Raw genomic sequence first — 24,683 nt, forward strand, 5'->3', positions numbered from 1 at the left:
CAACCCAACCCGTTTCCCTATAGGCGCGGCGGGAGGGAACGGGTTCCCCTCCCCGCCCGCCTCGGACGCCGGTCGTGAGCAACCCGTTCCCATCGCGGGAACGAGTTCGATTTGCCACTCGATCAGTGGCTTTACCGTGTTCACGGCTCAACCCGTTCCGACCCGTTCCCGTCGCCGGTACGGGTTCGTTCAACCCGTTCCCTTGTGGGTACGGTTTCATTCGCGCGGAGGCGGTTTCGTCGCAGGCGTTCCGCGTGCTCGCCGAGGCCCACGAGGTCGCGGTTCCTCGTGCGCCCGCTCTCCATTCGCGGTGCCTTCTTCACCACAACACCGCCGTTGGCCTTCAGACCCAACAGCGCGTTACGTGCCTTCTCACGCCTACCACCGACCTTGTCGAGCACTTGCGTCTCGGTCAGCTCATACGGATGATCGGACACAACCTGCAGGATCGCCTGCACCGTCGTATCGACCTGTCCGCCAGCCGACTTCGCAATCATCGGACGTGAGTCCCAGTCCACGCCGGTCCACAGGATCACATCGGGGTCGCTCGCGTCGCGCTCTAGGGTCCAGTCGACCTCAAGGTGCTTCCCGCCGCCTCGGCGTGTGCCGGTCTCCACCTCAAGCCAGAACTTGCTCTCATCGAGATTTGGCGCCTCGCGGTGCTTTTGCAGAATCCAGGAGTCTGCCCATTGCGCCATCCCAGCCTGGGCGATGTTGGCGAGGTCCAATCGTCCTGTCGAGGTCTTGTTGAAATGATCGCCGACGATCAGCGCTGCTTCGTCACCGACGAGCGTCCGCAGGTCCGCCAGCATCGGTCCGCGTGCATAGACGTTCTGCACCTCAACATCGCTCGGGTGGTAGGCGTACAGCGGGTCGAGGATCACCAGCTTGGGCTGCAGCGTGTCCAGGTGTCGCTTTACGGCGTCGGTGAAGTGGCGGTCGGTCAACGTGCTGACGCCGAACTCAGCCCAGAGAGGAAGCTCTCGCAGCATTTTTCCGGTGATCCCGTACCGCTCCGCGATCACCTGGTGCCGGTTTGCGAATGTGTTGCGTCCGCCCTCGCCAGATAGATACAGCACCGGCCCCGGTGAGGTCACGTGGTACTTATCGAACAGTGCCGTGCCCGCCGCGACCGCCACGGCGAGGGCTTGCAGGTTCCACGTCTTCATCGACTTCTTGTCGCCCGCCAGCACGCCCGCCGACCGCTCGGGCCATACGCCTCGCACCAGCCAAAGCATCGGTTCGACCGGCTCGGCTAGCTCCCGCGCCGACACGAGTTGGAAGCGGCTCGCGGTGGCCGGCTGCGGTCGGTCGGGGAGCAAGTAGCCCTTCGCTCTCAGTGTGTCGGGATGCCACGCACCGCCCGGACCTAGCGCCCTGTGCGCCATGCGCGCCGCCTTGGCGCTGGCGAAGCCACCCGCACGCCGTTGCAGCGCCGCAACGTTGCTCGCGTCGGCGACCGTTACCGCGTCGCGCACCATGCGATTGAACTCGTCGGGGTCGCGCGCTTCGCCGCTAACGGCGGCGTCCCATCGATCCCGTAGCGCATCAACCGCACGCTGCGCCGGGAAGCGCCCGGCCTTCGCTTCCCGCAGCGCCCAGCACAGCGCGTCCCACATGCTCGCATGGCGACCGCCCGGCGTCGCGTCGAACGCCGCAACTATCGGTCTCAGCGCGTACGGTTCTCCGTCGTCCGTGTAGGCGCCCACGAACCCTGCGACTTTCGCGTCCAGCTCGGCTGGTGTCATCGGTTCGTAGACGACAGGGTCAGCGGCGGGGGCGAGCTTCGCCGCGATTTCATCGGGCCGGTACGGGATCGGCTCATCCCGCCCGGCGGTGTACGCGCCGCCCTCGGCGGCTCTCGGGTGGAAGGTCGGCGCGAGGACTATCGCGCCGCCGTAACACCGGACCTCACCCCAGCCCTTCCCCTTCGGTGGCTTGAGCTTGCCGAGACCACCCCCGAATCGCTCGCCGGGCCGCAGCCGGTAGATGTAGTGCCCGCGCTTGCTCACGGGGTCGGTCGTGGTGCGGCGGAACACCGCCCGATCAAGTAGTGGCCACAGCCACGCGGGCACGTTCGCAGGATTGTCGACGTCGATGACGAGAAGTTGAGCGCCACCAACGTGCATCGCAATTCCGGCCTCGGGCCACCGTCGCCACCACGCGCGCACGGTGTCGAGGTCGGTAGTAGCCTGTTGCGGCCATCCATTGCCGAGGTAGCTACCGGGGTTCTTCGTGCCCGGGCGTACGGGGACGACAGGTATGCCGGACTTCGCATATACCTCTGCAGCTTCTCCGGTCAACAACCCTTTGACGTCGGGCCAGACAACAGCGAGACTGTCAGCTTCGTTGCCCAGCTTGGGTCTTTCATCGCCACACTCGGCAGGTATAGTCATCGTCAGGCCTTTCTGTTCGCACCAGGTTGGTCGCACTGCCCCGGCGGGTTGCCATCCCCGCCGGGGCGAGCACTTTTATTGGGCCGCAGCAGATTCCGGCAGGCGGTAAGGACCGTCCTGGCGGCGACTCTCCAGCCACGCCAGTAGGTCATTGATGCTGACGTAGTTGCCGTTGCCTAGCCGAACAGGCTTCAGCTCCCTACGGTCGAATGCATACTTGACCGTACGACGTGTTACGGGGTAGCCCCACTCGCGCAGTTGGCGAAAAGCGGCCTGTTGGTTGAGGTTTGCAACATCATTCGGGTCCATGGACGCTCCAAGGTTCGTTCGATTCTCGGGTTGTCGTCCACGGCAAGTCCCCCAGTTACGGACACGGGCGGGCCGTCGTTCTTCCTATACGCTACCCGACCGCAGCCGTACGCGCTGAAATAACTTGTATGTGTTACCCCGGCGAGTACGACTGCGGCACAGGCGATTACGTGACTACTACGCAGTCCAAGCCATGCATAGCTCGATGCTGATGCCGGAGTCGTAGGGGAACATCTCCCGCACGGTGTCGCGCACTTCTCGGGACCAGCCCCAGGTCTCCACGTCCGCGCGAACGTAAACGGTTCGCCCATCCGGCGGTACCGTCACGGTCCATCTATCCGGTTCGTCAGAGTCGTTATACAGCGAGCCCTGCCAACGGACAATCATCGAACCGTCGTCGCTCACTTCTGCATCAGCGCACTTTGCACCGTCGGGTATCCGCACGGGCCCGATCATGCTGCTCATTGTCATCTCGCGTTCCTCCTGTTCATGCTTCTCCGAGGAACACGAAAGGTGCCCTCGGAGAAACAAACTGTTGTCTGCACGGTTATCCGTACAGATTGGGTTTGTCTCTCCGAGGGCACCCTGCTTTCGCTCTACTGCACCCTCAGTCTGTTCTGGTCCCCGGCTCTGATGAGGCCGATGCCGTCACGAAAGACTGATTCATTACGCCGTGCATGCTTGGTCGGCGACTGCAGCCAATGTACCCAAGCCGAACGGCACCTGCAAGGTCACGCCGCTCTCTATGCCCAGGCGTCGGGGTTCACGCTCGGGTCGGGGTTCGGCATAATCACCGCGCCGGGTGGCAAGCCCACGCGGGCGTCGATCACGGCGGTCTTGTAGGTGTTCGCGGCGAGCTTGCCGGCCAGGGCCTCGCACTCCCGGCAGCAACGGAACAACAACACCAGCGTGCCCCGGTTGACGGGGATTGCTCGGGTCGGACCCGTACACGACTTCGCCAAGCGCACCGAGCACGCCCGGTCGCAGTCGCCGGTGCAGCCGTAGCGGGCGCAGTCGAAGAAGTCCGGCAACCCGCACCCGTACATGGAGGCGAAGTAGTCCACCGGCGTCTGCATCCGGTTGGGCACGTCGCGCCACCGGTCCCGGATCACGTCAACGTGGTTCGTCCCCACAGCCCACACTCGCACGACGCCCTGTTCATGCGGGGCATGCGGATTCCAGTCGGTGTCATGGGTGTCGTAGTGCATATCGCCGAACTCGCCACAGCGGGTGTAGAACTCGGCAGCGGCAGCGTCGGCTAGCTCGGCTAGCTTCGGTACCCGCTTCCGGTCAAACAGGACCGCACCTAGCTTCCCGGCTTTCGCCCATGCCTTCGCCGCCAGGGCCTCGGCGCGGTCGGTCGCGCGCACCTGCGTGCTAACGCGCGGGTTCATCACTGGGCGGCTCACCGGGGCCTGGATAGACGATGGCGTGAACAAGTGCGGCGCCATGGGCGTGAAGCCCTGCAGCCGTTGCGTTCGGTCGGTCATGATGCGGTCCTTTCTGATAGTGACACTGCCCAGTCGAACAAGTCCTGTGTTGAAAACATCAGCGCCCCGCCAACTTCCCTGCTCGGTATCTGGCGCTTGGTCGCGGCGGTGCGGACGAAGTTCAGCGTCACCGGAACGCCGAGTGTCTTGGTCAGCCACTCATGTGCCCCGTGCCGACCGCGAATGGTCAACAACCGCGATAGTTCCACCCCGTTCGGTGGGGCCTGTGGCGCTCTGGCCATAGCGACGAACCTCCCTGTGTCGCTTCGACTTTACTCTGAACGGCTCCGCCCCGCCTCGGTTCACCGTGTGTCACACACCCGGCGACTTTGGTTCAGCGCACCCGCCCAGTTCAGGCGTAGCGTCGGCCCGGTACGCACGACTTAGGACGGTGAAAACGACTATGGCCAAGGGCATTTCCACTCGGGGCGATGTGCTCGTCAATATGACAAGTGACGGTGTCGACCTCAATGAGGTCTGGGCCGAGCTACAAGACGTTCTGGAACTCTGGAACACCGAACGCAAGAGCGTCACGGACCTACTCAGCTACCGGACGGTGAACGTCGCCGACGCCATTGCCCAGAGTTTCGACAGTAGTTCGTTCGAGGAAGCCACCGAATTCGGCATCCCGCAGGCGATCCGCCCACCCGCTGATGTCCTCAAGCTCGGCTACTCGTTCAAAGACTGGGACCTGCGGACCTCGTTCACGTGGAAGTTCCTGCGCGAGGCGACCGCCGAGCAGGTCACCGCTCATGTGACCCGCGTGTTCGAAGCGGACAACAAGCTCACGACCGGCACCGTCATGAACCGGCTGTTCAACCCGGCGACGCAGCTCAACGAGTGGGGCCACACTTGCTACGGCCTGTGGTCCGGTGACGGCATGGTCCCGCCGCCCTACCTCGGCCAAACTTTCGATGGAACGCACACCCATTACCTCACCACGGCCTCAACAGTTCTCGATCCCGCCGACGTGGAAGGCATGATCAAGCACGTCACCCAACACGGCTACGGCACCCACCCGGCCACACAACTCGTCATCCTTGTGAACCCGCTCGATTTTGAGGCTGCGGGTATTTCGGCGTGGAAGGCGGGCGTGGAAGCCCGCGCAGGCCAGGTGGCCAAGTGGGACTTCATCCCCTCGGCGCTGATGCCCGCCTGGATCTCAGCTGAAACGATCCACGGCCCGATTCCCAACGCCGAGTACAACGGGTTGCAGGTGTGGGGCTCCTACGGTGGGGCGCTGATGATCCAGTCGAACTACGTGCCGCGCTACTACGCCGCAGTCGTGGCGACGGGCGGGCCGAACTCTGACGCCAACCCGGTCGGCTTCCGCGAACACGTCAACGCGGCTTACCAAGGGCTGCGGCATATTCCCGGTCACGGTCCCTACCCGCTACAGGACAGCTTCTACGTTCGCGGGTTCGGCGTCGGCACCCGGCACCGGGGCGCGGCGGTGGTCGCTCAGATCACCGACAACCTCACCTACACCCCGCCGACGACGATTGAGACGTAGCCATGCCCGAGTACGTGCACTCCCCCGAGCCATGGCGCGACCCACCACCGCCCGAGCCGCCGCGTTGCGGGCCGCAAAATCCGCTCCAGCTCCACTGCGAGCAGGCCGGTGACCTCAGTACCGAGTTCTCATGGGGACCGGGGCCGGTCGCTCCGCGCCTCAATGGCCGGCCACCGAGCGAGGGCGGCATCTACATGCCCCGCGCGCCGCGTGTGGACCCGCCCCGCAACCCGTTCGGCGTCGGCGCGCCCCGGCAGCACCGCCGACCGAAGGGCGAGGCACACGGCTACCCCGGTGAGCAAGTCGCCCGGTAGCCGTCGCCCACGGCGACCGCGCGCATGTGGCTACGGCCAAACGAGCGCCCAATTCGGCACCCCTAGTCGGCCCGGTCGCGGGTCTGCGAACCGTTCTGCCACCCGGTGACCGCCCGCGACCGGCTGCCCCTTGACGACGGTCCCTTATCGGTCCCTTGTACGCAGCCGAACCGTAGCCGTACTGGCTTCGTACCGTAGCCGTCCCTGACCCGTACGAAACTCCAGTTCACAGTGCATTTTTCCAACGGCGCGCGAGCCTATTACTAGGCGGTTCCGAACATCCGTTCGCGTGTGAAAATAGCTTCCCAAGCTGAATACGCGGGTTCGATTCCCGTCATCGGCTCCATAGTTTCCGCTAGGCGGGGGCGGCAGTCTCGCCGTCCCGTCGGTTCAGCCGTGGCGTCTCCTCCCGTCTCACTCCCGCACTCGACGTTGTTTGCTACAACGCTGGCCGGGGAACGTCCTAATGAAACGCTGTCACATCGCTCAGGCTGTGTATCTGGGTGTAGCAAGGGGGGAACCATGAACGAGCCGACTCCGCAAAATCAACCGCCGCCCGGTACACCGCCGCAGCAGGGCTATCCCGGGTACCCGCAGCAATACTCGCAACAGCCTTACGGTTACCAGCAGCCAAAGAAGCGGCGGGTCTGGCCCTGGGTGCTCGGCGGTGTGCTCTTAGTGATGTTGCTGGGCATGGGCGCATGCGTGGCGTTTGTCGGCGGCGTCGCGAACAACATCGACAAAGAATCGAAACGCCAAGTCACTGTTACCTACGAGGTCACTGGCTCCGGTAACTCGGTAGCCGTTACATACTCGGGCCACGACTTCAATACAGCTCAAGACACCGGCGTTTCGCTGCCCTGGACGAAGCAAGTCACGGTCGACGGCCTTGGGAAGACCGTTTCGCTCACCGCTACGAATGGACCGGATAGTAATGGCACAGTCACGTGCCGCATAAGTGCCAACGGCAAGGTGCTCGCAGAGCAGACGTCAAGCGGGCCGTTCGCTACCGCAAACTGCATCGGCAATGCCGGGAATGCCTAGCCACGCAATAGGACGACGTCGGCGCATGTGCCGATTGCCTCCAGCCGAACTAGCCCACCACGTTCGGTTTGCTGATGAGTCGGAAGGCCCAAGCGGAACCGCGGATCCGCTAGTCCCAGATGCAGTGGACGCCGTCGAAAGTCGACCCGCCCCCGACAGCCCGTGCTTTCGCATTCGCGACGGCGTCATCGGCGTTGCCAGCGATTCCCCAGTGATAGTCTTCGGCGTCCTCCACCAGCGCCAAGCACGGCGTACCGGAGGCAATGACGTGACAATTTGGCCCGTACGTGTCTCTGCAGGCGGCTAAGGCCTGGGCTTCCGCGGTGCCCCGGCTTCCTGGACCCCAGCTCCAGTGGGTGTGGTTCTCAAGGTCGGAGGCCGCAACGGCCACCCATCCCGGGTCGGAATGAGCCACCGGGGCGGCAACGATGCCCACGCTTACCAATAGTGCACCGACACCGGCGGTCGACTTGTTGTTCATCGGTACCCCCACGTTGAGCGGATACCGTGAGCCTCCTGTCACGGCGACCTATCAACTAGGGACCTTGGCCCCCAAACGAGGAGCTCATGGTCACTGAGGCGATCGGGCACTGCCGCGATGGGGCTCCACTTACAGCGGCGATGTCCTACTTCTCTTCGACCGGCCGCCACACAACGTCCACGTCGTCTTCCACGAGCGTGACCAGGGCCAGAGTGACGCCGTCGGCATCCGAGAACTCCACTTCGTAAGCGGGGCGACCGTTTTGGCGCGGGTACTTCGTGTACTCCATGACGACGGTCCCCCGTGCACCGGCCGGAAGGTCGTGCTCAGGCAGAGGCCGCAGCAATTGGACTACGTCGAATTCTTGCGGCCTCAACCCTGTTCCCTTCGTCAAGCCGGGCTCAGTTGCGCTCGCGCCCCTCTCCCCCGAACCCCCAGCGCATGGCCGAATTCTCGAACTAAACCGCCGTGGCCGAAATGTGACCGAGGCTTGACCAAATGCTAACGCGCCCTTGCGCTTCCGCTGGTCAACGGGGAATTACGATCCCTATTACAACTCTGTCAGTTAAAAGGAATCGGAGCCATGCGGGCGGACGTTCGGTGTGTTCTTGCGGTGGTCGGGGTCGCTGCGAGCGTGGTTGCGGGGCCGGCTGGCACCAGCATGGCGGCGGCGAGCCTGCCGCACGACTTCACCATCGCGTCGGTCCTGCCCGCGCGGGACGCGACGGTAGGTGTGGCGCACCCCGTGGTGGTGACGTTCGACGCACCTGTCGCCAACCGGCACGCCGCCGAGCGCGCCATCGGAGTCAAGTCGACGCCCGCGATGACCGGGAGATTCGAATGGCTCGACAACAAAGTCGTGCAGTGGGTTCCGGATCACTACTGGCCGGCGCACACCACCGTGGCGCTTGCGGTGGACGGCCAGCCCACGGAATTCAAAACGGGCCCCAAGGTCGTCGGGGTCGCCAACATCACGGACCACACTTTCAAGGTGAGCGTCGACGGGGTCGATGCGACCCCCCCACCTACTCCCCACCACCGACCCCACTTCGGCGAAGAGGGCATGCTGCCGGCTTCGATGGGCAGGCCGGAATTCCCGACGCCGGTGGGTAACTACACCGTTTTGTCCAAAGACCGCTCGGTGCTTATGGATTCGAGCAGCGTTGGCATTCCCGTCGACGACCCCAATGGCTACATGCTCAACGTCGATTACGCCGTCCGGATCACCAACCGCGGCCTCTTCGTGCATTCCGCCCCGTGGGCGGTCAACTCACTGGGGCTGGAGAATGTCAGCCACGGCTGCATCAGCCTCAGCCCCGAAGACGCCGAGTGGTACTACAACACGGTCAATGTCGGCGACCCGGTGATCGTCAAGCAGGACCTCTGGGAGCGGCCTCCTTCCTGAGGAGGGCCCCACTCGATCACCCTGAGCGCAAGTCCTTTTCCCCTGGGCTCGGCCCCTGTCCCTCGCCCGAGTGTGAAGCTAGTTTCACACTCGCGGTCGACTGTGAAACTAGCTTCACGCTCGACGGCTGAAGAGACTCAGCCCCCGCATACGAAAGGACCCGCTGGCGACGGCCAGCGGGTCCTTGTCGGTCGAGAGGGGGATCAGTGCGAAGGACCGGGGGCGACGGGCTGACCGGGCTGGGGCCCGCCGCTCGGCGCCGGCCCCGTCGGTGCGTCCTTGACGCCGGACATGTCGATGAGCGGGGCCCCGGCGGCCGCGTCGAGGGGAGCACCGGCCGCCAGACCACCGAGGGCCACCAGCGGAGCGCCGGCGGGAACCACCGGAGCGATCGGCAACGGCGCGCCCAGCGGCAGCGGCGCACCCAGCGGCAACGGCAACGGTCCGCCCAACGGCACCGGCAGCGGAGCGCCCACCGGCAGCGGGCCCGGCACGGCCAGGGGGACACCCGCCATGTCGGTCAGTGGCGCGCTGGCCGTGCAGACCTCCGCGGTCGGCGCACCGCCCGCAGCCGCGGCCCCACCGGCACCGGCGGCACCGGGTCCGCCGGCTAACGGCGCACCGGCCTCACCGGCCTGCCCCTGGATGCAGGCGTAACCGCCCGTCTTCAGGGGAGCGGCCGCCGCAGCCGGGCTCAATACAAGTGCGGCTCCGCACAACCCAAGGCTGGCAACTACTTTCACGTTGAACCGATCGACGATCGCCATCAGCGTCGACTCTCCTTTATTCGCGCTCACATAACCATCTGGTGCAGCAGAACCGCATAGCCGTCTTTCGACGACGAGCCAATTGTCGTCACGCGTCGTGAAACGCCGGACGCGCCGCACCGCGCCGTTTCCAAACGGTGACGTCACAAGGGCGTCACGGGTGAGAGCCCTTTGCCGAGGGGAGCTAGGGCCCGCCCTTCGAGTCACGCTGAGCCAATTTTTGCGCAGCTCATTCACAGGAAATTTTCGGTGGCACGAGATGTACAGGAGGTTGTATGGAAGTGAACAATAGGGAACTACGGGGTTAACGGACAGGAGAAGGAGCCATGACAGCACAGCGGCTCTGCAGCCGATTCCTGAGCGCAGCGCTGGCGGGGGGCTCACTCGTGGTCGCGGGGGTGATGGCGGCCGGCCCGGCCCAGGCTGACGCGACCACTTTCATCAACGACCTGCACAAAGCCGGCATCCACGCGGTCAGCGGCGGTGACGCGGCGCTGGTCCAGATGGGCCTGAGCGTCTGCCAGCAGCTGTCGTGGGGCGCTCCCCCGTCGCAGATCGAGGGCCTGGCGGTGCAGCGCTCCGACAGCAGGCAAGGCGCCCACGGGATCACCCCGCAACAGGCCGACGCCGTCGTCGAGGCCGCCGTGCAAGATCTGTGCCCGGACGCCTGAGCGAACCTGTGCCACCGGTCTTTGCCGACAATTCATCCTCGGGATCGATCTTCCCAGCGTGTTTCGCCCTGTTTTCGTGTAAGAGTGCATCATCGGCGATCGGGCCCGGCACGAAGGAGAGACACGGATGGCAGCACAGCGGCGCTACGGCCGGTTCATGGGAGCAGCCCTCGCAGGGGGCCCACTTCTGGCCGCGGGGATCGGGTGGGCCAGCCCGGCGCGGGCCGACGCGACTGCCTTCATCAATGACCTGCACAACGCCGGCATCCACGCCGTCAACGGCGGCGACGACGCGCTGTTGCAGATGGGCGCGGACTTGTGCCAACAACTTTCCTGGGGCGCCTCCCCGCAACAGCTGGAGGGGTTGGCGATCCAACGTTCGGACGCCGACCAGGGCACCGGCGGGATCAACGGTCGCCAGGCCGCGGACGTCGTGATTTTTGCCTTGCGCGATCTGTGCCCTAACGCTTAGCGGTGAGCTAAGTTCCGGGGATGGAGCTGAGCGCGCGCAACCTGAGCGCCCTCAACATCCCCGTCCCGGCCTACGACCGCAGCCAAATAGGCGTCGGCATCGTGCATTTCGGTGTCGGCGGCTTCCACCGCTCCCACCAGGCCATGTACGTCGACAGGTTGCTCAGCGATGGGCTGGCCCGGGACTGGGGAATCTGCGGCGTCGGCGTGCTGCCCGGTGACCGGCGCATGCGCGACGTGCTGCGCGCCCAGGACTACCTCTACACGTTGGTCCTCGAACATCCCGACGGCACCCGACAGCCGCGGGTCATCGGCTCGATCGTCGACTTCCGTTACGCGCCAGACGATCCCGAAGCGGTGATCGAACTGCTCGCCGCCCCCACGACCCGCATCGTCTCGCTCACCATCACCGAAGGCGGCTACCGCCCGCCGCTGAGCGACGTGTTCCCCTTGGTGGCAGAAGGATTGAACCGGCGGCGGAAACAGGGCCTGCCCTCCCCCACGATCGTCTCGTGCGACAACATCGTCGAGAACGGGAGCGTGGCCCGGCAGGCGTTCATGTCAAGCGCCGAGCGGCTCGATCCCGCACTCGCGCAGTGGATGTGCGAGCACACCAAGTTCCCCAACTCGATGGTCGACCGCATCACTCCGGTCACCACTGGCGACGTGATCGCCCGGCTGGATTCCGAGTTTGGCGTGCAAGACGCGTGGCCGGTGGTCGCCGAGCCGTTCGTCATGTGGGTCCTCGAGGACGATTTCGCCGACGGCCGGCCGCCGCTGGATAAGGCCGGCGTCCAACTGGTCGACGACGTGTCGCCGTACGAGGCGATGAAGCTGCGGCTGCTCAACGCCAGTCATCAGGGCCTGTGTTACTTCGCCTACCTGGCCGGCTATCGGCTGGTGCACGAGGCCGCCCAGGACCCACTGATTGCCCAATTCCTGGACCGCTACATGGAATCCGAGGCGATGCCGACCCTGGTGCGCGTCCCGGGGTTGACCGACTTCAAAGCCGGGCTCATCCCCCGGTTCGCCAACGCCTACGTGCGCGACACGGTCGCCAGGTTGTGCGCCGACTCGTCCGACCGCATCCCGAAGTGGCTGCTGCCGGTGGTCGCCGACAATCTGCGGCGCGGCGGCCCGGTGCGGCTGGCCGCGGCGATCGTCGCCAGCTGGGCGCGCTACGCCGAGGGCGTCGACGAAGAAGGCCGGCCGATCGAGGTGACGGACCGGCTCGCCGACACGCTCGTCCCGATCGCCCGCTCCCAGCGCGAGGACCCGGCCGCGTTTCTCGCCAACCGTGCGGTGTTCGGTGACCTCGTGGACCAACCGCGCTTCCTCGAGCCGTACCTGTGGGCGCTGGATTCGCTGCACCGGCACGGCGCGCGCGCCACGTTGCGGGCACTCGTCGGGGCCGACGAATGACGCTGGTCGCCGGCATCGACTCGTCGACACAGTCCTGCAAGGTGCTGATCTGCGATGCCGCCACGGGCGAGGTGGTCCGCGGGGGCGCCGCCGCACATCCAGACGGGACCGAAATCGACCCGGCCGCATGGGAAGCCGCCGCCCTGGCGGCTATCGAGGCGGCGGGAGGACTGGACGGCGTCGAAGCCGTCGCCGTCGGCGCGCAGCAGCACGGCATGGTGTGCCTCGACGAGGCGGGCGCGGTGGTGCGGCCCGCGCTGCTGTGGAACGACGTGCGTTCGGCCGACGCGGCGCGCGCGCTCGTCGACGAGCTCGGCGGCCCACACGCATGGGCGCAAGCCGTCGGCGTCGTGCCGCTGGCCGCGATCACGGTGGCCAAGCTGCGCTGGCTCGCCGACCACGAGCCGCGGCACGCGGACCGCACGGCGGCCGTCTGCCTGCCGCACGACTGGCTGACGTGGCGGTTGCGCGAGGACACCGACCCCGCGGCGCTGACCACCGATCGCAGCGATGCCAGCGGCACCGGTTATTACGACGCCGCGAGCGGCGCCTACCGCGTCGACCTGCTCGAGCTCGCCCTGCGCGGCCGCCGCCCGCGGCTGCCCACCGTGCTGGGCCCGTCAGGCGTAACATTAAGTGGCACAACCACATTCGGCGCTGGCCTCGGGGACAACGCGGCCGCGGCGCTGGGCCTGGGCGCCGACGAGGGTGACGTCATCTTCTCCGTCGGGACGTCGGGGGTGGTGGCCGCCGTCACCGCCGACCCGGTCCGCGACGACGCCGGTTTCGTCGCGGGATTCGCCGACGGCACCGGGCGCTACCTCCCGCTGGTGTGCACGCTCAATGGCGCGCGGGTGCTGGAGGCGGCGGCCGCGATGCTGGGGGTCGACCACGACAAATTGTCAAAGCTCGCGCTGGCGGCGCCGCCGGGCAGCGCGGGCCTGGTCCTGGTGCCCTACCTGGCGGGTGAGCGAACGCCTAACCGCCCCAACGCCTCTGGCGCGCTACACGGCCTGCGGGTCGCGAACGCGATGCCGGCCAACCTGGCCAGGGCCGCCGTGGAGGGGCTGCTGTGTGCGCTGGCCGACGGCCTGGCCCATCTGGCCGCCCATGGCGTCGTCACGCGCCGCATCCTGCTGATCGGCGGCGGCGCGCGATCGCGGGCGCTGCGCGAGATCGCGCCCGCGGTGTTCGGCGTACCCGTGCTGGTGCCGGTCCCCGCGCAGTACGTCGCGTTGGGCGCCGCGCGGCAGGCGGCGTGGGCGCTGAGTGGATCGACACGACCGCCCGGCTGGAACCCGCCGCGGACCGACGAATACACCGCCGACGCTGCGCCCGAGGTGCTGGAGCGCTACGCGCAGGTGCGGGACTTGACCGAGGGGGCCTAGTCGCAGGGGCGGAACACCGGAAGCACCCGGTATTTGGCGGTGAAGCTGGCCTTCTCGTATTCGTCGCCGACCTCGCCGTCACACGCGATGACCGTCGGGCCGTCGACCGCGACGAAGCTGAATTCCGGCACCTGCAGCTCGTGATAGAGCGGGCTGCGCTCCAACCGCCCCAGCGCGAGCGCGGTCAGGATCCTGGTCCGCGACCACCTCCGGCCCGCGTCGAGCATGCGGACATCGATCAGTCCGTCGTCCATCCGGGTCCGCCGCGACGGGGCGAACCCGGTCGGCAGGTACAGCGAATTGCCGAGGAAGAACAGCGACGTCAGCAGCGTCTTGTTGTCGTACGAGATACGGACGGGCTGGTCGCGACGCAGCGTGTGCAGCATCGCGTACAGACCCGCCAACGGCTTGCCGATGCGCTTCTCCAGCTTCTCGCGCTGCTGCACGAAGGTCGGATAGGCCCCGATGCTCGCCGTGTTGAGGACCATCTGGCTTTCGTTGAGGCACACCAGGTCCACGCACGACACGCTGCCGCGGCGGATCGCGTCGACCGTCTTGGCCACCGTGTCGCAGCCGATGTCCTTGGCGAAGTGGTTGAACGTGCCGGCGGGAAACACCGCCAGCGGCAGCCCCGACTCGATGGCTACCCCCGCCGCGGCCGCCACCGTGCCGTCGCCACCTCCGACCGCAAGCACCTCGGCGCTCGCGGCCGCGTCGCGCAAGACCTCCGCCGGGTCGTCGTCGGGGCCCAGCTCCCGAATGTCCACCTTCGGCAGCGCCTCGCGTACCTCGTCGACGACGCGGGCGCCGGTGCCGCTGCCCGATTCGGGATTGATCACCAGCACCACTCCGGAACCGTCGGGCCGTTCGGGCGTCTCGACCCGCAGCGGTTCGGTCTTGGGCAGGGCGGTCTCGACGATCGGCGGGACGAGCCGACCGCCCAGCACCGCCAGGCCCGCCCCGATGCCGAACCCGGCGATGACGTCGCCCGGGTAGTGCGCGCCGGTCGCCACCCGCGACAGCCCGACCAGCCCGGCCAGCAGCGCCAGCCCGAAGCCCAGCATCGGATTCTCCAAACCGACCCCCACGGCGAACGCGGCCGCGCTGGCGGAGTGCCCCGACGGGAAGGAATTCGACGTCGGCCGGCGGCGGACCTGCCTGACCAGCGGCACCAATTCGTACCCGGGACGCGGGCGGCGGCGGATGCGTTTGGCGACCTGGTTGGTGACCAGGCTGGTGGCCGCCAGCGTCACGACGCCGCGTGTCGCGCCGCGCTGGGCGCTCGGCTTTCCCGAGGCCATCATGGCCGCGGCGATGGCGAACCACAGCTTCGAGTTGTCGGCCGCCCGGGTCAGCGGCGGCATGACCATGTCCAGCAGCGGGGTGTCGGTCTCGGCGATCGCGTCGAAGATCTCCCGGTCAAGGGTGCCGAGCCCCCGGGTGATCTGTTCGATGCCGCGCGCGCGTCGCTTGGGCCGCCAGTTCATTCGCTACACCCTAAATTGGTTGGCGGACATGGACGCACCGGGCTACTTCGAGGCATGGCGGGACAACGCCGTGCGGCTGGGCGTGTCCTCGGACGTCGTCGCGGAGATCGCTCGGCGGCACGCCATCGTCCCGGACACCTTTCGATCGCTCGGGCGGCTCGCGGAGATCAAGGATCCGGCCGGCAAATCCTTCTTCCTGCTGCCCCGGGGCACCAGCGGTGGCGACGCCCGCGCGGCGGTGCTGAGCACCTACATCCTGAACGCGGGTACCGGCTACGGCAGCAACCGGGCGTGGCGCACCGATTTCCGCCCGACGCCCTACAGTGCGGCGGAAATCACACGGATCATGTTGCGGCAGAACGCAAATAGCTGGACCTACACCCGCGACGTCGGGTTCGTCGACCGCAACGGCGGGCGCCTCGTGACGACGCCCAACGGCATCCTCATGGGCCTGGGCGGCAACTGGATCCAACGGCAGTTCTGCCGGCGGGCCGGCACCACGTGGGGCGACATCTTCATGGTCAACATGGGCGCCGTCACCGACCCCGCCGGCTGGCTTCGCCGCATCATCGAGTCCGGGCACGCCTGGTACGTGCACACCGACGGCAGGCCGGTGGAGAGCCGGCTCGACCTGGACCGGGTGCTGCACCACGAGGAGCGGCACTGCCGGCAGTGGGCGGCGAAGGGCTACGTGGGCATGCTGGCCGATTACGGCCGGGAGCTGGTCCGCGAATACGCCTTCGGCGCGATCAACCGGCTCGAGGAGGAGGCCGGCCTGACCGACGGCGGCTATAGGGCGTCGATCCCGTGGTAGAGCACCATCGCGCCGATCAGGACCAGGACCGCCGCGAGCAGAGCGGCGTTGTTGCGGTCCATCCAGTCTTTGAGCTTCGCGAGCGTGTCGTCGAGACGGCTGCCCGCCGCCGCGTAGGCCAGTATCGGGATCGCGACGCTTGACGCCGCGATGGCGACGAAGAACGCGGCGGCCACCCAGTCACCGACGAGGCCGAGCCCGGCGGTGCCGATGCCCAGCCCGGCCGGGATGCAGATGAGCACCACGTCCGGCCGCACCACGGCCAGCACCGCCCCCATGATCCCGGCCCGGGCCGGGGTGATGGTGGCGAACGAGCGCATCCAGGCCGGCGATTCGGCGTGGCCGTGCCGGTTCAGCCATTTGTAGATGCCGTACACGATCAGCGCCGACCCCAGCACCACGCGCAGCCACGACGACCACCGCGGCGGCGACTTGTCCAGGCCGCCGAGCAGGTGGGAGGCCGCGACGGAAAGCGCGGTCAGCGCGGCGAGGGTCAGCGCCCAGCCGCTGAGAAACGCCAGGCCGCTCGGCCGCGGCCGCGGCGCCTGCAGCACCAGCACCGCCGGGATGACGGTGAGCGGCGACAGCGAGATGACCAGCCCAAGCGGAACGAGCCCCGTGAGCACGGTGCCCCAGCTACCTGCCATGGGCAGCAATCTACAGGGCGCGAATCCCGTTGTAGAGCACCATCAAACCGATCAGGACGAGGATGACGGCGAGCAGGGTGGCGTGGTTTTCCTCCATCCACACTTTGAGGCGTTCCAGCGCATCGTCGAGCCGGTCGCCGGCGCCGGCATACGCCAGGATCGGGATGGCGACCGTGGACGCGGCGATGACGAGAAACACTGCCCCGGCGACCAGCTGGCCGGCCGCCCTGAGGCTGCTGCTGCCGATGGCCAAGCCGGCCGCCGCGCACATGATCAGCACCTCGGGTCGCAGCACCACCAGCACGGCCCCGGTCAGCCCGGCGCGTGGCGGGCTGAGCGTGGAGAACGACCGCATCCAGCGCGGCATGCTGCCGTGACGATGCCGGGTCAGCCACTGGTAGGCGCCCAACGCGATCAGTGCCGACCCCAGCGCCACCCGCACCCACGACGCCCACGTCGGTGGCGCCCGGTGCAGGCCGCCGAGCAGCGCCGAGCCGCTGACGAACGCCGCGGTGAGGGCGGCCAGGCCCAGGACCCATCCGGCGAGGAAGGCGAGACTGGCCGGCCGCGGCCGGGGGGCGTGCAAGACCAGCACCGCCGGAACGACCGTGATCGGCGAGAGCGCGATGACGGCCGCCAGCGCGATGAGCTTTGTCAGTACGGAACCCCAACTTGCGTCCACGGGCAGCCATCATCGCATTGGCCCGACGCGGCCGCAGGGGTCCGGCGTAAGCGCCGCCCTCAGAACGGCTTTCGGCGCAAGGTCCAGGCGGGCACCCAGTGCGTCACGGTTTTGCGCTGGGAGCCGTAGACGACCGGGTAGGTCACCAGCCCCCACCAGTCGCCCTGCTCGCAGAGACCCCAGCAGCTGAGCAGGCCCTCGACGACCTTGTGCAGTTGCAGCCCGTTGGGTTGATACCGGCCGGAGCGGTGCGGCTCACGCGGGAAGAGCACCGTCAGGTCCACCAGGACCGTGATCGGCGGGCGCACGACCCGGAACGGGCTGCGGACCGGTTGGCCGTTGTACCCGATGGACGCGAACTGCCCCATCGATCGATCATACGTTCGAATAGCCGAGGTTTGCCGGATTCTCCGTTTTCGATCCCGCGCCCGGGCCGGTCGATATAGTCGGCTCAGCTACGAAGGGGAGGTCCAGATGAAGATGGCTTGCGCCGCTGGTCTATTGGCGTTTGCCGGGCTGCTCACCACCGGGGTGGGTGTGGCCAGTGCCGACGAGGTAGAGGTCGAAGGCAACTACTCGAGCCAGTCCGGTTGCGAGGCGGATGCCCCGCACGTGGAGATCACGCACAACGACCACCTGTACACCCATTGGGACTGCCGCCTGGGCTCCGACGGGTTCTGGCACGTGTGGTTGCTCAACTGACCGTCGACCAGCGACGGACCGGGGATCTGCTTCTGGCACCATAGCGACGTGCGGAACCCGCTTCGCCGCCCGCCGGCCGGGCTGGACCCGCTGCTGGTCGGGGTGCTCGCCGTCGCGGTGAGCATGGGCGGCGCAGGCCGCCCGTCGTTCTGGTACGACGAGGCCGCCACCATCTCGGCCGCATACAGTCGATCGCTCGCCCAGTTGTGGCGGATGCTGGGCAATGTCGACGCCGTGCACGGCCTGTACTACCTGCTCATGCACGCCTGGTTCCAGGTTTTCCCGCCCACCGAGTTCTGGTCGCGCGCGCCCAGTGGCCTGGCCGTCGGGGGCGCCGCCGCGGGAATCGTGGTGCTGGGCAAGCAGTTCTCGTCGCGCACCGTCGCGGTGGCCTCGGGCGTCTTCTGCGCCGTCTTGCCGCGGACAACGTGGGCGGGCATCGAGGCCCGCCCCTACGCGCTGTCGATGATGGCCGCCGTGTGGCTGACGGTGTTGCTCGTACGCGCCGCACGCCGCGACTCCGGTTGGCTGTGGGCGGCCTACGGCCTCGCCTTGATCTCGTCGATTGCGCTCGACGTGTACCTCGCACTGTTGGTCGGGGCGCACTTGACGCTGGTCATCGTGTCCCGTGGCGCGCGAAGGGTTTTGCTGCGGTTCACGATTGCGGCGACCGCCGGGGTCTGCGCCATGGCGCCGTTCTTGGTGACGGTCGCCGGGCAGGCGCATCAAATCAGCTGGATCGCACCGATCGGTCGCCGGACGCTGGAAGACGTTGTGGTGCAACAGTATTTCGAACGCAGCCCCCCGTTCGCCGTGCTGTCGGCGCTGGTGATCGCGGGGGCTATTGCGTTGTGGCTCAGCAAGTCCGCGCGACCAGCGCGCGGCGATGGGCAGCTGCTGGGCCTCGCGGTCGCGTGGATCGCCCTACCGACCGCGGCCATCCTGATCTACTCGGCGCTGGTGCACTCGATTTACACACCGCGCTACCTGACGTTCACGGTGCCGGGAATGGCGCTGATCCTGGGCGTCTGCGCCGCCGCGGTGACCATCCGGCCCTGGCTGACGGCGGCCGTCGTCACCCTTTTCGCCGTCGCCGCCGCCCCGAATTACCTTCTAGTGCAGCGAAATCCGTACGCCAAGTACGGGATGGACTACAGCCAGGTGGCGGATCTGATCACCACCCAGGCGGCGCCGGGCGATTGCCTGCTGGTGAACGACACCGTGACATTCATGCCCGCCCCGATGCGCCCCCTGATGGCGGCGCGCCCCGATGCCTACCGCAAGCTGATCGACCTCACGCTGTGGCAGCGGGCGACCGACCGCAACGACGTCTTCGACACCAACCTGATTCCCGAGGTCGTCGCCGCGCCTCTCAGCCATTGCCGCGTGGTCTGGATCATCACGCAGGCCGACGAATCGATGCCCGCCCACGATCAGGGCCCGGCGCTGCCGCCCGGTCCGCGCTACGGGGCGACCCCCGCCTTCGCGGTGCCGCACGATCTGGGCTTCCGGCTCGTCGAGCGCTGGCAGTTCAACCTGGTGCAGGTGTTCAAAGCGACGCGGTGATCACCAGATGCGGATGTAGTCGACCAGCATGGACGCGGGGAAGGTACCCGCCGCCGGATCGCCGGCGCCCACCCCGCCGACGGCGAGGGTGAACATGGGCGTCATCCAATAGCCGGGGAGGTTGAACGGCCACCGGAAGTCGTCGGGAGCGCCGCCGTGGACGTGGATGGGCTTGTTGGGGACCTTGAAGTACTCGGCGCCGTCTCGCGAGAACTCGAAACCCTCTTCGCCCCAATGCATTCGCCAGGTGTGCCAGCCGCCGTCGACCAGGCCGGGGATGGACTTACCCTCCCAGGTCTTGCCGTTGGACGCCGCGTGGACGGTGGTGCCCGGGGCCCACTGCCCGTTGCCGTACCACTCGAAGATGTCCACCTCGCCGTCTGGCAGCGGGTCCTCGTTGACACCCCAGAACGAGGGCCACAGGCCGGGATACAGGCAGTCGAGCTTGATCCGCGCTTCCCACGTCTGATTGATCATGCTCCGGAAGTTGCCGCGCAGCTTGCCGCTGTAATAGGTGTTGTTCAGCAGATCGTGGGTGGCGCACAGGACGAGGTTGGAGTGCCCGTCCTGGAACACGTTTTGGCGGTCGTCGCGATAGATGCCCTCGACCGGCGGGAAGACGTCGTCCTGCCAGGTCTGGATCGTCCACTTGCCGGGATCGGGGGGCGAGCCCGCCGGCCCGTCGAACTCGTCGGCGAAGATGTACGGGCCACCCGGACCGGCCGACGGCGGCGCCTGGGGCGCCGAGGGTGTGGCCCAGGCACCCGGCAGGCGCATCGCAGCCCCCAGCATGCCGAGCCCCGAGATCAACATCATGCTGCGACGATCCATTTGCAACCCACCAATCGTGAAAGCCGTGTGTCAACCCAAGCCCGCCACCCCAGGCAACTTTTGCAAACGGTGTTATGAAACCACGCGGCGGGGTGCCGCGCAGCCCACACCCGGCCCGTGGCGGCGAGTTTTTCCGCGCGGAGAAGGGTGCCGACTCAGCCGGAAGCAGGTTCGCTGAGCTTGACCAGCGTCTTGCCGATGTTGACTCCGGTGAACAGGCCATTGAGGGCGTCTACGCACGATTCGATGCCGTCGAAAATGGTTTCCCGGTGCTTGAGTCGGCCCTCGGCCTCCCACTGCCGGAGCGCGGCGAACGCCTCGTCGAAGCGGCCCCACTGGTCGAGGGCGTTGAACCCCTGCATCAAGGCGGTCTTGGACAGCAGGTTCACGTAGTTGGCCGGCCCCGGGTGCTCGCCGGTGAGGTAACTGGAGATGACGCCGCACAGGACGACGCGGGCACGCGGGGCCAAGCGGCCCAGCACCGCGTCGAGGATCGGCCCGCCGACGTTGTCGAAGTACACGTCGACGCGCCGCGGGCAGTGTTGCTTGAGCGCCGCCGCGAGGTCGTCGTTCTTGTAATCGATGCAGGCGTCGAACCCGAAGTGCTCCACCACCGCCCGGCACTTCTCCGGCCCGCCCGCGATGCCCACCACCCGGGCGCCGGCGATCTTGGCGATCTGGCCCGCCACCGATCCGGTGGCGCCCGCGGCCGCCGAGACCACGACCGTTTCCCCGGCCTTGGGCCGCCCGATGTCGGTCATCCCGAAATACGCGGTGGCGCCGGTCGGCCCGTACACCGACATGATCGCCAGTTGGTCGTCCTCGCCCGGGATGGGCGTGCTGAACAGGTCGTCGCGGATGATCGCGTACTCGGAGAAGCCGGTCAGCGTGGTGACGACGTCGCCGACGGCATAGGCATCGCAGCGCGACGCGACCACCTCGCCGATCCCGGCCGCGCGGATGACCTCGCCCAGCTGGACCGGCGGAAGGTAGCCCGGCTGGTCGTCGAGCCACGTGCGGGCGGCGGCGTCGATCCCTACGTAGGTGGTGCGCAGCAGCGCCTCCCCGTCCGCCGGTTCGGGCGCCGCGGTGGTGACCAGCTCCGTGTCACCGGGCTGAACAAGCCCCGTGGGGCGGCGACGCAACAACACCTGACGGTTCGGCAACTCGGGCACGATGCAGAAACTACCGAACCGCCCGAAATCAGCCGCGGGAATGGCATATTCAATCGATGGCAGCAGACGACGACCCGGAGGAGCGGATCCGGGAACTCGAGCGCCCGCTCGCCGAGGCGGCGCAGGCATCCGAAGCGGGTAGTGCGCATCCCGCCGGCCAGGCCTATTCGCCCGGGCCGCCGGGCCCTCCGCCGCCACCGCCCGCGTGGACCTACGGCGGCGCGCCGCCGCAGCGTCCCTCCGGCAATCGCATGTGGTGGATCGTGGGCACGGTCATCGTCATCGGCATGCTGGCCCTCGCCGGCGGCATCGCCGCCTTCGCGGCCCACCAACTTTCCGGTGTCCGCTCGATCATCAGCTCCCCGCCGACCATCACCTTCGGTCCCCCGGGTGGCACCGCACCGTCGACCACCCGGACCACAACACCCGGGCCGTCGACCTCACCGGTACCGGCGCCGGGCGACAAGATCAGTGTCTCCGGGGTCGGCGAGAACCGGACGATCGCCTGCAACGACAACATCGTGATCGTCCGCGGCGTGTCCAACACGGTGGTGATCAGCGGCCACTGCGCGAGCCTCACCGTGTCGGGCATGCAGAACCAGGTCACCGTCGACGCCGTCGACAGCATCGACGCCTCCGGCCTGAACAACAAGGTCACCTACCACTCGGGCGCGCCGAATGTCAGCAACGCGGGTAGCGCGAACGTCGTCCAGCAGGGCTGAGATTCAGGAAGGCTCGCCGGGTTCCTCGTCAGGGGAATCGTCGTCGAGAACGCTGACCGCGATGCCGTAGGGCAGGAACCGCACCTTGCGCTGGGGGTCGACGTTGTTCTTGTTGGCCCGCAGCGCGTCGAGCTCGGTCGCATAAACCTGTTCGACGTGCGCGCCGCCGTTCGCGTCCACCGTGTAGATGGCCCAGACACCGTCTCCGGCCTCGCCGGTGGTCTCGGGCTGCTGGCGGGGGCGCCGCGACAGGTCTTCGAAGAGCGACGACCACCCGGTCCGGGCTCCTGGCGCCGCGACAAACTTGCTGACCCGCTCGAACATGTCGCGCAGCCCCTCGCTGCCCTCGCGGATCACTCGATCGAACTCGTCGGGATCAAATCCGAACGCACCGTATTCGCCCACGCGACCTCCTCGCCGCTCATGTCGTCACCGCCCAGTGTGCGCGCACTCGCGGCCGGGCGCCACGCCCTTACGGCGCCGGCGGCGGGGGCGGCGCCGGCGGGGTGATGGGAATCGGCACCGTGACGAACGGGAAATGCAGGTACATCGTCACCGGCGGCTGCGCGGGCGCGGCCGGTGGCGGAGGCGGCGGGGCCGCCGGGGCCGGCGCGGGAGCCGGCCGCTGGGCCGGCGGGGGCGTGTACTGCGGGGCCGGCCGATTCGGAGCGCGGTAGACCGGAGCCGCCGGCGGCGGCTTCTGCGTTTGTGGCGCTGGCTGCTCGGCCACCGGCGGGGCCGGCTGCGGGGCGGCCACCACGGTCGGGGCCGGCGGTGGTGGCGCTGGGGCGGGTGGCTGCGCCGCCGGCGCAACGCTCGGCGGTGCGGCCGGCACCTGCTTGGCCGGGGTGGCGACGCTGACCCGCGGGTTCTGCGGCGCGGTGGATCCCGGCCGATCGGAGGCCAGCGAAAACAGCACCACGCCGGCGACCACCGCGGCGATCCCGGCCAGCGCGCTTCCGGCGAGGAACATGGGTCTGCGCCTGCGCGGGGTCACGTCGTCCTCGTCGGCGACGGCGCTGTAGGCCAGCGCATCGGCGGTCGTGTTGCCCCAGACGTCCAGGTAGGTCGGGCCGATCGGTCGGGGACTCACTTCCCCGGTGCCCGGGTCGAGCGCGTATGCCAGGGCCGCCGTGGACGAGGCGAACAGCGGCGCGTTCGCCGACGCCAGCGCCGCTCCGCGGGCCAGCGCCATCTCCGGCTCCTCCGGGGCTGTCACCTCGAGCGGGGTCGCCGCCTCGAGCGCGGGCTTGACCGCCACGATGTCCGTACCGCAGCCCACCAGGAAGACGCCGTCCGCCCGGCCCCCCCGCGAGTTGAGCCCGGCGACCATCGTCGCCAACTCGGCGGCGAGCGGCTCCTGGGGGGCGTGCGCCAGCTGCTGGCGGTGCAGATCGACGATCGAACCGTCGGAGACATCGACAACGGCCAGCGTCGCGGTCTCGGGCTCGACGAACAGCATCGCGATGTGCGCGTAGTCCAGGGCGGACCCGACCGTCTGGGCCAGCGCGGCCGCGGCCAGCAACGGGGACACCAGCATGACGTTGCCCATGCCGTGGCGGCCCATCGCATCCCGCAGTGCGCCGACGCCGGCGGGGTCCGTCCACGTCACTCCGGTCGACACCAATCGGTAGCCGCCCGCGAGCGCGCCTTCCCGGGTGCCGTCGATCGCGGCAAGCACTTGGTCGACCGCCCCGACAGTCACCGAGCCTGCGCCGCCGGCGACCGCGAACTCGTCCTGTTCGACGGTGACACCGTCGGCGCTCTGGCCCTCGATGACCACCAGGCGGACCGTCTCGGGAGCCATCGAGACCCCCAGCACGATGTCCACTTACGCCTCCACAGTCCGCTGATTTGCTCCGGGATCCTCCATGAGGACATCACCGGATAGACCCCGCCCGACCGGGTAACACCAAACCTACCCGCGCGGGCCCGGGCGCGCTTCTAGAGCGCGCTCAGCAGGGACGCTTCGGGCGGCTGGGGCGGCTAGTAGCCCGGGCTCAGGAACGGATTCTGGGAGTTCCCCGGGTACTGCGGGTACTGCTGCGGATACTGCGGATACGGCGTGTACTGCGGCGCCTGCGTCTGCGGGGCCTGCGTCTGCGGAACCTGGATCGGAATCGGTACCGGAAGCAGCGGGACGTGGATCCACTCGGTGGTCATCGGCACCGTCGTCGTTGGGGTCGTGGTGGTCGACGGCGGGGGCGGCTCCTCGCTCGTGGTCGACGGCGGTGGCGGGGGCGTCGTCATGGCCGTCGTCGTCGGCGCCTGAGTCGACGGCGGGGCGGTGTGCCGCGGGGTCCACACCGGTGGGGCCTGCGTGGTGACCACCACCGGCGGGGGCGGTGGCGGCGGCGGTGTGCTCGTCGGGGTCGGCGTGTAGGTG

Annotated in this window: 27 protein-coding genes and 1 pseudogene; 12 read left to right on the top strand and 16 right to left on the bottom strand. The window is 67.9% G+C overall.

Annotated features, from left to right (window positions below; translation table 11 throughout):
* Positions 1–140: 140 nt before the first annotated feature.
* From A5773_RS10845 to A5773_RS10855, 4 genes are all read right to left on the bottom strand, one after another.
* Entirely contained in the window at positions 141–2,396 is a 2,256-nt protein-coding gene (locus A5773_RS10845) for an AAA family ATPase (protein WP_082948180.1), read from the bottom strand.
* A 75-nt stretch (positions 2,397–2,471) separates the two neighbouring features.
* Positions 2,472–2,705, bottom strand: coding sequence for a hypothetical protein (locus A5773_RS25995; protein WP_156744797.1), 234 nt, complete (start codon positions 2,703–2,705; stop codon positions 2,472–2,474).
* Between the two features lie 177 nt (positions 2,706–2,882).
* Complete coding sequence (locus A5773_RS26000; protein ID WP_156744800.1) at positions 2,883–3,032, bottom strand: hypothetical protein; 150 nt, start codon at positions 3,030–3,032, stop codon at positions 2,883–2,885.
* Between the two features lie 416 nt (positions 3,033–3,448).
* The gene (locus A5773_RS10855; protein ID WP_067790876.1) at positions 3,449–4,195 is read right to left on the bottom strand and encodes a hypothetical protein; all 747 of its coding nucleotides are present in this window, start codon (positions 4,193–4,195) and stop codon (positions 3,449–3,451) included.
* Between the two features lie 445 nt (positions 4,196–4,640).
* On the opposite strand from A5773_RS10855, the gene A5773_RS10860 reads away from it, so the two are divergent.
* From A5773_RS10860 to A5773_RS25535, 3 genes are all read left to right on the top strand, one after another.
* Positions 4,641–5,708: a hypothetical protein gene (locus tag A5773_RS10860; protein WP_232001831.1), complete on the top strand. Its 1,068-nt coding sequence runs from the start codon at positions 4,641–4,643 to the stop codon at positions 5,706–5,708.
* Positions 5,709–5,710: 2 nt separating this feature from the next.
* The gene (locus tag A5773_RS25530) at positions 5,711–6,022 is read left to right on the top strand and encodes a hypothetical protein (protein ID WP_156744802.1); all 312 of its coding nucleotides are present in this window, start codon (positions 5,711–5,713) and stop codon (positions 6,020–6,022) included.
* Positions 6,023–6,544: 522 nt separating this feature from the next.
* A complete protein-coding gene (locus tag A5773_RS25535; RefSeq protein ID WP_082948181.1) occupies positions 6,545–7,066 on the top strand; it encodes an MmpS family transport accessory protein in 522 nt (173 codons plus the stop codon).
* Positions 7,067–7,175: 109 nt separating this feature from the next.
* On the opposite strand, the gene A5773_RS26760 is transcribed toward A5773_RS25535, so the two are convergent.
* Together A5773_RS26760 and A5773_RS25545 are read right to left on the bottom strand one after the other, a co-directional pair.
* Positions 7,176–7,547, bottom strand: coding sequence for a DUF4189 domain-containing protein (locus A5773_RS26760; protein WP_082948182.1), 372 nt, complete (start codon positions 7,545–7,547; stop codon positions 7,176–7,178).
* Positions 7,548–7,692: 145 nt separating this feature from the next.
* Positions 7,693–7,941 (bottom strand): DUF4926 domain-containing protein, encoded by a 249-nt coding sequence (locus A5773_RS25545; RefSeq protein WP_369817346.1) that lies wholly within the window; start codon positions 7,939–7,941, stop codon positions 7,693–7,695.
* A 189-nt stretch (positions 7,942–8,130) separates the two neighbouring features.
* Between A5773_RS25545 and A5773_RS10865 the strand changes: the two genes are divergently transcribed.
* Positions 8,131–8,952: an Ig-like domain-containing protein gene (locus A5773_RS10865; RefSeq protein WP_066947547.1), complete on the top strand. Its 822-nt coding sequence runs from the start codon at positions 8,131–8,133 to the stop codon at positions 8,950–8,952.
* Between the two features lie 203 nt (positions 8,953–9,155).
* Here the strand turns inward: A5773_RS10865 and A5773_RS10870 are convergent, their stop codons facing one another.
* Positions 9,156–9,719, bottom strand: a complete 564-nt coding sequence (locus tag A5773_RS10870; RefSeq protein ID WP_067790881.1) for a hypothetical protein — start codon at positions 9,717–9,719, stop codon at positions 9,156–9,158.
* 326 nt (positions 9,720–10,045) lie between these two features.
* Between A5773_RS10870 and A5773_RS10875 the strand changes: the two genes are divergently transcribed.
* The 4 genes from A5773_RS10875 to A5773_RS10890 all read left to right on the top strand — a co-directional run bounded on the left by A5773_RS10875 (position 10,046) and on the right by A5773_RS10890 (position 13,671).
* Positions 10,046–10,390, top strand: a complete 345-nt coding sequence (locus A5773_RS10875; protein WP_067790883.1) for a DUF732 domain-containing protein — start codon at positions 10,046–10,048, stop codon at positions 10,388–10,390.
* A gap of 157 nt (positions 10,391–10,547) precedes the next feature.
* Positions 10,548–10,862, top strand: coding sequence for a DUF732 domain-containing protein (locus A5773_RS10880; protein WP_369817347.1), 315 nt, complete (start codon positions 10,548–10,550; stop codon positions 10,860–10,862).
* A gap of 20 nt (positions 10,863–10,882) precedes the next feature.
* Positions 10,883–12,283: a mannitol dehydrogenase family protein gene (locus A5773_RS10885; protein ID WP_066947535.1), complete on the top strand. Its 1,401-nt coding sequence runs from the start codon at positions 10,883–10,885 to the stop codon at positions 12,281–12,283.
* Positions 12,280–13,671: an FGGY-family carbohydrate kinase gene (locus tag A5773_RS10890; RefSeq protein WP_067790885.1), complete on the top strand. Its 1,392-nt coding sequence runs from the start codon at positions 12,280–12,282 to the stop codon at positions 13,669–13,671. The genes A5773_RS10885 and A5773_RS10890 overlap by 4 nt, the downstream gene beginning before the upstream one ends.
* Here the strand turns inward: A5773_RS10890 and A5773_RS10895 are convergent.
* Positions 13,668–15,158, bottom strand: coding sequence for a bifunctional phosphatase PAP2/diacylglycerol kinase family protein (locus tag A5773_RS10895; protein ID WP_066947529.1), 1,491 nt, complete (start codon positions 15,156–15,158; stop codon positions 13,668–13,670). The genes A5773_RS10890 and A5773_RS10895 overlap by 4 nt on opposite strands.
* Before the next feature lie 28 nt (positions 15,159–15,186).
* On the opposite strand from A5773_RS10895, the gene A5773_RS10900 reads away from it, so the two are divergent.
* A complete protein-coding gene (locus A5773_RS10900) occupies positions 15,187–15,972 on the top strand; it encodes a hypothetical protein (RefSeq protein ID WP_067265601.1) in 786 nt (261 codons plus the stop codon).
* Here A5773_RS10900 and A5773_RS10905 read toward each other — a convergent pair.
* The 3 genes from A5773_RS10905 to A5773_RS10915 are packed head-to-tail and all read right to left on the bottom strand — an operon-like array spanning position 15,948 to position 17,669.
* Positions 15,948–16,619 carry a GAP family protein gene (locus tag A5773_RS10905; RefSeq protein ID WP_067265599.1) on the bottom strand — a complete coding sequence of 224 codons (672 nt, stop codon included), beginning with the start codon at positions 16,617–16,619 and terminating at the stop codon, positions 15,948–15,950. The two genes, A5773_RS10900 and A5773_RS10905, sit on opposite strands and share 25 nt — an antisense overlap.
* A 10-nt stretch (positions 16,620–16,629) precedes the next feature.
* On the bottom strand, positions 16,630–17,301 hold the full coding sequence (locus tag A5773_RS10910; RefSeq protein WP_066947526.1) for a GAP family protein: 672 nt from the start codon (positions 17,299–17,301) through the stop codon (positions 16,630–16,632).
* A gap of 59 nt (positions 17,302–17,360) precedes the next feature.
* Positions 17,361–17,669 carry a hypothetical protein gene (locus A5773_RS10915; RefSeq protein WP_066947523.1) on the bottom strand — a complete coding sequence of 103 codons (309 nt, stop codon included), beginning with the start codon at positions 17,667–17,669 and terminating at the stop codon, positions 17,361–17,363.
* Between the two features lie 106 nt (positions 17,670–17,775).
* Here A5773_RS10915 and A5773_RS10920 point away from each other — a divergent pair, with 106 nt between their 5' ends.
* Positions 17,776–18,003, top strand: coding sequence for a hypothetical protein (locus A5773_RS10920; protein ID WP_066947520.1), 228 nt, complete (start codon positions 17,776–17,778; stop codon positions 18,001–18,003).
* Positions 18,004–18,126: 123 nt separating this feature from the next.
* Entirely contained in the window at positions 18,127–19,569 is a 1,443-nt protein-coding gene (locus tag A5773_RS10925; RefSeq protein ID WP_156659219.1) for a glycosyltransferase family 39 protein, read from the top strand.
* On the opposite strand, the gene A5773_RS10930 is transcribed toward A5773_RS10925, so the two are convergent.
* A complete protein-coding gene (locus tag A5773_RS10930; RefSeq protein WP_066947506.1) occupies positions 19,570–20,400 on the bottom strand; it encodes a family 16 glycosylhydrolase in 831 nt (276 codons plus the stop codon). It lies immediately after the preceding gene.
* A gap of 155 nt (positions 20,401–20,555) precedes the next feature.
* Positions 20,556–21,575 (bottom strand): NADP-dependent oxidoreductase, encoded by a 1,020-nt coding sequence (locus A5773_RS10935; protein ID WP_066947503.1) that lies wholly within the window; start codon positions 21,573–21,575, stop codon positions 20,556–20,558.
* A gap of 56 nt (positions 21,576–21,631) precedes the next feature.
* On the opposite strand from A5773_RS10935, the gene A5773_RS10940 reads away from it, so the two are divergent.
* A complete protein-coding gene (locus A5773_RS10940) occupies positions 21,632–22,297 on the top strand; it encodes a DUF3060 domain-containing protein (protein WP_067790889.1) in 666 nt (221 codons plus the stop codon).
* Positions 22,298–22,300: 3 nt separating this feature from the next.
* On the opposite strand, the gene A5773_RS10945 is transcribed toward A5773_RS10940, so the two are convergent.
* The 3 genes and pseudogenes from A5773_RS10945 to A5773_RS26275 all read right to left on the bottom strand — a co-directional run.
* Positions 22,301–22,702, bottom strand: a complete 402-nt coding sequence (locus A5773_RS10945) for a hypothetical protein (protein WP_067790891.1) — start codon at positions 22,700–22,702, stop codon at positions 22,301–22,303.
* 67 nt (positions 22,703–22,769) lie between these two features.
* Positions 22,770–24,128 carry a hypothetical protein gene (locus A5773_RS10950; protein WP_067790893.1) on the bottom strand — a complete coding sequence of 453 codons (1,359 nt, stop codon included), beginning with the start codon at positions 24,126–24,128 and terminating at the stop codon, positions 22,770–22,772.
* A 155-nt stretch (positions 24,129–24,283) separates the two neighbouring features.
* A pseudogene (locus tag A5773_RS26275) lies at positions 24,284–24,683 on the bottom strand (hypothetical protein); the annotation flags it as partial.

It is taken from the genome of Mycobacterium sp. 852014-52450_SCH5900713, assembly GCF_001667075.1.
Classification (GTDB): domain Bacteria; phylum Actinomycetota; class Actinomycetes; order Mycobacteriales; family Mycobacteriaceae; genus Mycobacterium.